Origin of the sequence: Domibacillus indicus (genome assembly GCF_000970685.1) — a bacterium.
GTDB classification, from domain to species: domain Bacteria; phylum Bacillota; class Bacilli; order Bacillales; family Domibacillaceae; genus Domibacillus; species Domibacillus indicus.
In genome coordinates this window covers 83,515-90,024 of sequence record NZ_LAJB01000010.1, presented here as the reverse complement: position 1 = coordinate 90,024, position 6,510 = coordinate 83,515, and the positions used below count along the sequence as shown (strand labels likewise).

The following is a 6,510-nucleotide window of genomic DNA, read 5'->3' as shown; positions in this document are numbered from 1 at the left end:
CCACAGGCTTTGCTTTATAGCTTATTGAGGAAAACGCTCTAACTCTGTTTTGTTCTTCTGTACAAAATAATAAACGATCATACCAGCAAGCACGTAAACAGCGCAGGCTGCATACAGCATCTTAAAGCCGAGCCCTGCCGCCGCGGCACCCATTACGAAAGAACCGAAGCCGATGCCAAGATCAAAAAGCGACAAAAAAGTGGCCGTGGCAAGAGCTTTTTTCTCCGGACGTGCTCTGGAAATCGCAATCGTCTGAAAGCCTGGAAACAACGTGCCCCATCCAAGCCCAATAACCCCCGCGGCAATTAAAAAGAGCCCTGCTCCGCCAGCCTGGCTTAATAAAAGCAGTCCCGCCGCAAACAGTACGATAGAAGGATACACAATCACATTTGCTCCATAGCGGTCAAACCAGCGGCCGGTAAACGGACGTGACAATACAATCACAATTGCATACACAACAAAAAAGAAGCCGGACACTGCGCCAATATGAAGCTCTTCTGCATAAACAGATACAAATGACAAGATAGCGGAGTAGACAACGGCAAAAAATGTGCCGGTCAGGGCAATCGGAAGTGCCGATTTCTCAATTAAATTGCCTGGAGACAGATCAAGCTTGAATTTGCCGGCTGTTTCTCTGGCAGCTTTTTCTTTCTTTAATGAAAAACTGATGGCCAGTGCAATGAAGGCTACGGCTGCACAAACAGTAAAGCCGGCCCGAATATCCCATTTATTCATAATGGCAAGACCCGCAAATGGCCCGATAGCCATAGCTAAATTCATTGACATAACATAGTATCCCATTCCTTCGCCCCGCCGTGAATTAGGAATGATCTCGGCAACTACTGCCCCTGCCGCTGTTGTCGCCATTCCAAAGCCAATGCCATGAAAAAAACGGAGCACAAGAAGCGGCATTAACCCGCTCATGAATGGATAAAGAATCGAAGCAATCAAAAAGATTATCAGCGACACAACAAGCACATTTTTTTTACCGAAGTGCTCAACCCACTGTCCAGAAATGAACCGAATCAGGATAGCTGAGATTAAGAAGACAGTCGTTGCAAGCCCGGCTTCGGATTCGGTGCCATTTAATTCATTTAAAACGTAAACTGGCAATGTCACCAGTAAAAAATAAAATGTCATAAATAAGAAAAAGTTTGTTAAAGAAATCCCAATAAAATCTTTTGTCCATAAAGCTGGTTTACTCATTCAAATCCCCTTTCATTTTTCCGAGCCATTCTGCAAGCAGCCCCTGCATCAGCTCCTGCTGCTCTTTCGGCATACTGGCGAGCAGCCTTTCATTCATCGCCAGGACGGCTCGTTCCCACTCCGGATATGCCTGCCTGGCTTTTTCCGTTAAGTGAATGACTTTAACACGTTTATCTTTGCCCGGTATTTGCTGGACATATCCTTGTTTTATGAGACGCTGGATAGTTCTCGTCATTGGCGGTGCCTCAACAGCAAGATACTCACATAAAGCAGATTGAGGCATTTCTCCTTTCGTCTGCAGCACAAAAAGCACAGACCATTGGGCACTGTATAAGCCGAATGGCTGCAGCGTCTCGTTTACCCGTTTCGTTAATTCACGCGACAGCTGATGAATCGCATGCAACAATGTATGAGTAGTCATTGCGCCTCCCAATTAGTTACTTAGGTAACTATTATAGCATATAATTCGGAAGGCGAAATACTTTCCGCAAAAAAAAAGACTGCTCCGGCAATCCGAAACAGCCTCAAATTAATAAATGCGGTCCTGCGGCCGAAGCTTTTCAATGGGAGCAAACACTTCAATGTGGCGGTATAAATTTTCAAAATCAGCCGGTATTTCTCCGCCAAGCTCGCCATCTAAATTAATAAGCATCGGGTCGCTGGACTGCACCTGAATGCGTTTTGCTTTCGTATAAATAACGTGTGGATCATTTAAGTGATCTCCCCGCAGAGCAAGTCCGGCAATCCGGATAAATTCAGCGAGGTTGGTTTTTTTCAGAATGATAAGCGTAAACAGCCCGTCATTCACCGAGGAATCCGGCGCAAGTTTTTCAAAACCGCCAACTGAATTAGTCAGGCCAATCAAAAACAGAAGCGACTCTCCTTCAAACACTTGTCCATCGTATTCAATCCTTACATCTGTCGGCTTGATAGACGGCAGCATTTCAATGCCTTTTAAATAATATGCAAGCTGGCCGAGCATTGTCTTCAGCTTGCTTGGCACTTCATATGTCAGCTCTGTCAGCCGGCCCCCGCCCGCAATGTTAATAAAATAACGGCTATTCATCCGCCCGACGTCAACCGGAATCGTTTCACCCGCTGTTATAATATCAATGGCACCTTGAATATCACGCGGAATATGAAGTGCACGGGCAAAATCATTCGTAGTGCCCATTGGGATAACACCGAATTTTGGCCGGTGATCCTGTCCGGCAAGGCCGTTTACCACTTCATTCAGCGTTCCATCGCCGCCTGCCGCGATGACTACGTCAAATTTTCGTTCAGCAGCAGTTCTAGCGGCCGTTGTTGCATCACCTTCCCCTGTTGTTGCATGGGCAGATGTTTCATATCCGGCTTTTTCAAGTTTCTCGAGCGCTTCCGGCAAATGTTTGCGGAATAGTTCGCGTCCCGATGTTGGATTGTAAATAATTCGTGCTCGTTTCGTCATCATTATCCCAGTCTTTCTGCTCTTAATATAATCGTTCTATAATGGTCGTTTTTAAGCTGCGGTATACTTCCTGCCAGAGCGATTCATCCGTCCGGTACGCTTCCGTCAGCTTTTGAATCATTTCCCGGCTTTTCTCTTCAAATTCTTCATGGTCACGAGGCGGCAGCGAGGACCGGTAATTTGTCACCATTTCCTGGACAGCCGGCGCCCGCGGCCCCCAGACCGCCTGCTCTGTTCCTTGTTCATCGATAAAAATAAAAATCGGAATCGCCCGGGATGTTCCATTCGTTAAATACTGGTCCATTAATTCAAGGTTTTCATCGCGGTGCAAAAGCCGGACATCCATATGGGCCGCTTTCGTTATCGAAAGCAGGATGGGCACATTCACCATAGCATCTCCGCACCAATCCTCGGTTAGGACAATGACACGCCAATTCGCTTCCCTCAGCTTGTTGATGAGCGAAGCTTCATCGCCGGACAGATGAAAATTTTTCAGTACATAAAGAAGATTTTCTTTGTGATCCGACATATCACGTATATATTCCTCAGGTGTCAGTCCTTTTTCAAACCATTCCTGCAGATTCATTTTTTTGTTCCTCCGTTATGGATTTTCATAACATCCTTTCTTCCATTATGCACAAAAACAGCTCATTTGACAAAATCGGTTGATTTAAAGCGGGCATAAATTTATAATGGAAGAATAATTTCTAATAATTATGTATAAATATAAATAAAAATACAAAGGGGTTTTCTTATGAAAGCATCAGTAATAGGCGCTTCCGGATATGGCGGCATCGAACTCATACGTCTTTTATCCAATCATCCTCAATTTGACCTGCATGCAGTTTATTCATCCAGCAAAGATGGCGTGCCTGTAACAGAAGAATATCCTCATCTAGCAGAAATCTGCCCGCTTCCGCTTACTAAAATCGATACAGAAGCGATTAAAAATGAATCAGATGTCGTATTCCTGGCGGTTCCATCCGGTGCGGCAGCGTCTCTTGCTCCACAGCTTGCAGGAGGACATGCCAGAGTAGTGGACTTATCAGGCGACCTCCGGTTGAAAGAAACAGAAGATTATAAAAAATGGTATAAAAAAGAGCCTGCGTCTAAAGAGTTTATTGCAGAAGCGGTATACGGCTTAACAGAGTGGAACCGCGAAAAAGTAAAAACGGCAAGCGTCCTGTCAAATCCCGGCTGCTATCCGACAGCTGCTCTTCTTGGTCTTGCGCCGGCTGTAAAAAATAACATTATTGATGTAAAAAATATTATCATAGATGCTAAATCCGGTGTTTCCGGCGCCGGCCGCGGCTTGTCACCGCTTGTACATTTTGCGGAAATGAACGATAACTTCCGCATTTACAAAGTAAATGAGCATCAGCATATTCCAGAAATTGAGCAGCAGCTTTCCTGGTGGAATGAAGAAGCGGCCCCAATTACCTTTTCAACGCATCTTTTGCCAGTGTCACGCGGCATTATGGCTACCATGTACGCTCCGCTGGCAAAAAAAATCACAACAGAAAAAGCTCATGCTCTTTTTGCCGAAACGTATCAAAACGACCCGTTTGTCCGCGTTCGCCCTGTTAAACAGTTCCCGGGGATAAAAGAAGTGGCCGGCTCGAATTTTTGTGACATTGCTGTTGATGTGGATCAAAGGACGAATCGCCTTGTTATCGTTTCTGTTATTGATAACCTCGTGAAAGGTGCAGCGGGGCAGGCGATCCAAAATGCGAATATCATGTTTGGATTTGAAGAAACAGCGGGGCTCAAAGGCTTCCCGATGTATCCATAAGGAGGCAGTGTTCATGAAAACAGTAGTGGTAAAATGCGGCGGAAGCGTCTTAAAAGAACTGTCCGACAGTTTTTTCAACAGTATGAAATCGCTCATCGAAGACGGCTACCAGATCGTTTTTGTTCATGGGGGCGGACCGGAAATTAACGCCATGCTTGAAAAAATGGACGTGGAAAGCGAGTTTAAAAACGGCCTTCGGGTCACATCCAGAGAAGTACTGGAAGCGGCAGAGCTTGTTCTGTCCGGGAGCATGAACCGGAAGCTTGTCCGTATGCTCGAACAAAAAGGCATTCCGGCAATCGGGGTGCAATCAAGCGACCAGGGCATCCTACGGGCAGACTTTATCAGCCAGGAGGAACTCGGTTTCGTTGGAGATGTAACTGCCGTCAATAAAAACGTGCTTGAGCTGTTTTTGCAGGCAGGGCTTCTTCCGGTCATGACACCGATCGCCAAAGGACCGGACGGCACTGTTTTGAACGTAAATGCAGACCATGCGGCGGGCGCAGCTGCTTATGCACTGGCAGCCGATCATCTGCTGATGGTGACAGATGTACCCGGCGTACTGAAAGACGGCAAATTGATTCCGTCATTAACGGCAGCCGAAACAAATGAGCTGATTGATTCGGGCGTCATCAGCGGCGGCATGATCCCAAAAGTAAAAACCGCACTGAAAGCACTTCAGAGCTGCGAGCACGTCCATATCGTTTCCGGCAAAAAGCCGTTTTATGAAGGCGGAAAGTGGTATGGCACTTTATTTAATAAGGAGGAGACAATATGAGCCATTTATTCCCTACATATGCAAGATGGGACGTCACGCCTGTTCAAGCAAAAGGCGCTTATCTAACAGCGAAGGACGGAAAAGAGTACCTTGATTTTACATCCGGCATCAGTGTGTGCAATCTTGGCCACGCACCCGAAAACGTTAAAAAAGCGGTAGAAAAGCAGCTGAACCAGTTCTGGCATACATCGAATTTATTTCAAATCGAGCTTCAGGAAGAAGTAGCCAAACAGCTGACGGACGCCTCCGGACTGGATCTTGTTTTTTTTGGAAACAGCGGGGCGGAAGCGAATGAAGCGGCGATTAAGCTCGCCCGCAAATCAACCGGCCGCACAAAAGTGATTACATTTGTCAATTCATTTCATGGACGCACCTTTGCGACAATGGCTGCAACCGGCCAGGAAAAAATTAAAACAGGCTTCGGCCCAATGCTGGAGACATTTGAATATGTTACGATGAATGACCTGGATTCTTTAAAAGCCGCCCTGGACGAAAACACAGCGGCGATTATGTTTGAAGTGATTCAGGGTGAAGGCGGCATTAATGAAGGCGATGCGGGCTTTTTACAGGAAGCAGAAAAGCTTGCACACGAAAACGGCTCTCTCGTCATTATTGATGAAATCCAGACAGGGATCGGCCGCACAGGCAAGCCGTTTGCTTTTCAGCACATCGGCTTACATCCGGATATCGTCTCTGTTGCCAAAGGCATCGCCAGCGGTTTTCCGCTCGGGGCTATCATCGGCAAATCGTCTCTTTCCGATGCTTTTTCCGCCGGCTCACACGGATCAACCTTTGGCGGAAATCCGGTTGCACTGGCGGCGGCAAAAGAAACATTGTCGACTATTTTCAATGATGGCTTCTTAGATGACGTTACGAAAAAAGGAGAAAAACTTCAATCCCTTCTCCTTGAAGCGCTGAAGGATGAACCGATTTTTAAAAAGCTTAAAGGCAAAGGACTAATGATTGGTATTGAGCTGAATGAAGAAGCCGGACCATTTCTCTCTGAAGCCAGGGAGCAGAACCTGCTCATTTTAACAGCCGGCACACATGTTATCCGTCTCCTCCCTCCGCTGAATGTCACAGAGGAAGAAATCGAAAAAGCGGCCAGCATCATCACAGGGATATTGAAAAAGTAAAAATTGTCCGTTTAGGGCGGCATTTCGAAATTTGAGGCGGTTTTCTACACTTTAGGGGCGGCAAACTATTTTTCCGCCCCTGGCGTTGGATATACCTTCCTAAATGAAAAAATACCGCCTAAAACAAAAAAAGAGCTTCCAAAGTAAGGAA

General features: G+C 46.3%; 7 protein-coding genes. 3 read left to right on the top strand and 4 right to left on the bottom strand.

Features of this window, described 5'->3' with window-relative positions; translation table 11 throughout:
* Positions 1-21: 21 nt before the first annotated feature.
* From VP98_RS12680 to VP98_RS12665, 4 genes are all read right to left on the bottom strand, one after another.
* Complete coding sequence (locus VP98_RS12680) at positions 22-1,206, bottom strand: MFS transporter (RefSeq protein ID WP_046175768.1); 1,185 nt, start codon at positions 1,204-1,206, stop codon at positions 22-24.
* Positions 1,199-1,627 (bottom strand): MarR family winged helix-turn-helix transcriptional regulator, encoded by a 429-nt coding sequence (locus VP98_RS12675; RefSeq protein ID WP_046175767.1) that lies wholly within the window; start codon positions 1,625-1,627, stop codon positions 1,199-1,201. Before VP98_RS12675 ends, VP98_RS12680 begins: the two co-directional genes overlap by 8 nt.
* Before the next feature lie 108 nt (positions 1,628-1,735).
* Complete coding sequence (locus VP98_RS12670; protein ID WP_046175775.1) at positions 1,736-2,653, bottom strand: diacylglycerol kinase; 918 nt, start codon at positions 2,651-2,653, stop codon at positions 1,736-1,738.
* Positions 2,654-2,675: 22 nt separating this feature from the next.
* Positions 2,676-3,239: a thioredoxin family protein gene (locus tag VP98_RS12665; protein WP_046175766.1), complete on the bottom strand. Its 564-nt coding sequence runs from the start codon at positions 3,237-3,239 to the stop codon at positions 2,676-2,678.
* 168 nt (positions 3,240-3,407) lie between these two features.
* Here VP98_RS12665 and argC point away from each other — a divergent pair, with 168 nt between their 5' ends.
* The 3 genes from argC to VP98_RS12650 are packed head-to-tail and all read left to right on the top strand — an operon-like array spanning position 3,408 to position 6,359.
* Positions 3,408-4,445, top strand: a complete 1,038-nt coding sequence (argC, locus tag VP98_RS12660) for an N-acetyl-gamma-glutamyl-phosphate reductase (RefSeq protein ID WP_046175765.1) — start codon at positions 3,408-3,410, stop codon at positions 4,443-4,445.
* Between the two features lie 13 nt (positions 4,446-4,458).
* On the top strand, positions 4,459-5,223 hold the full coding sequence (gene argB, locus VP98_RS12655; protein ID WP_046175764.1) for an acetylglutamate kinase: 765 nt from the start codon (positions 4,459-4,461) through the stop codon (positions 5,221-5,223).
* Complete coding sequence (locus VP98_RS12650) at positions 5,220-6,359, top strand: acetylornithine transaminase (RefSeq protein ID WP_046175763.1); 1,140 nt, start codon at positions 5,220-5,222, stop codon at positions 6,357-6,359. The genes argB and VP98_RS12650 overlap by 4 nt, the downstream gene beginning before the upstream one ends.
* Positions 6,360-6,510: the final 151 nt, after the last annotated feature.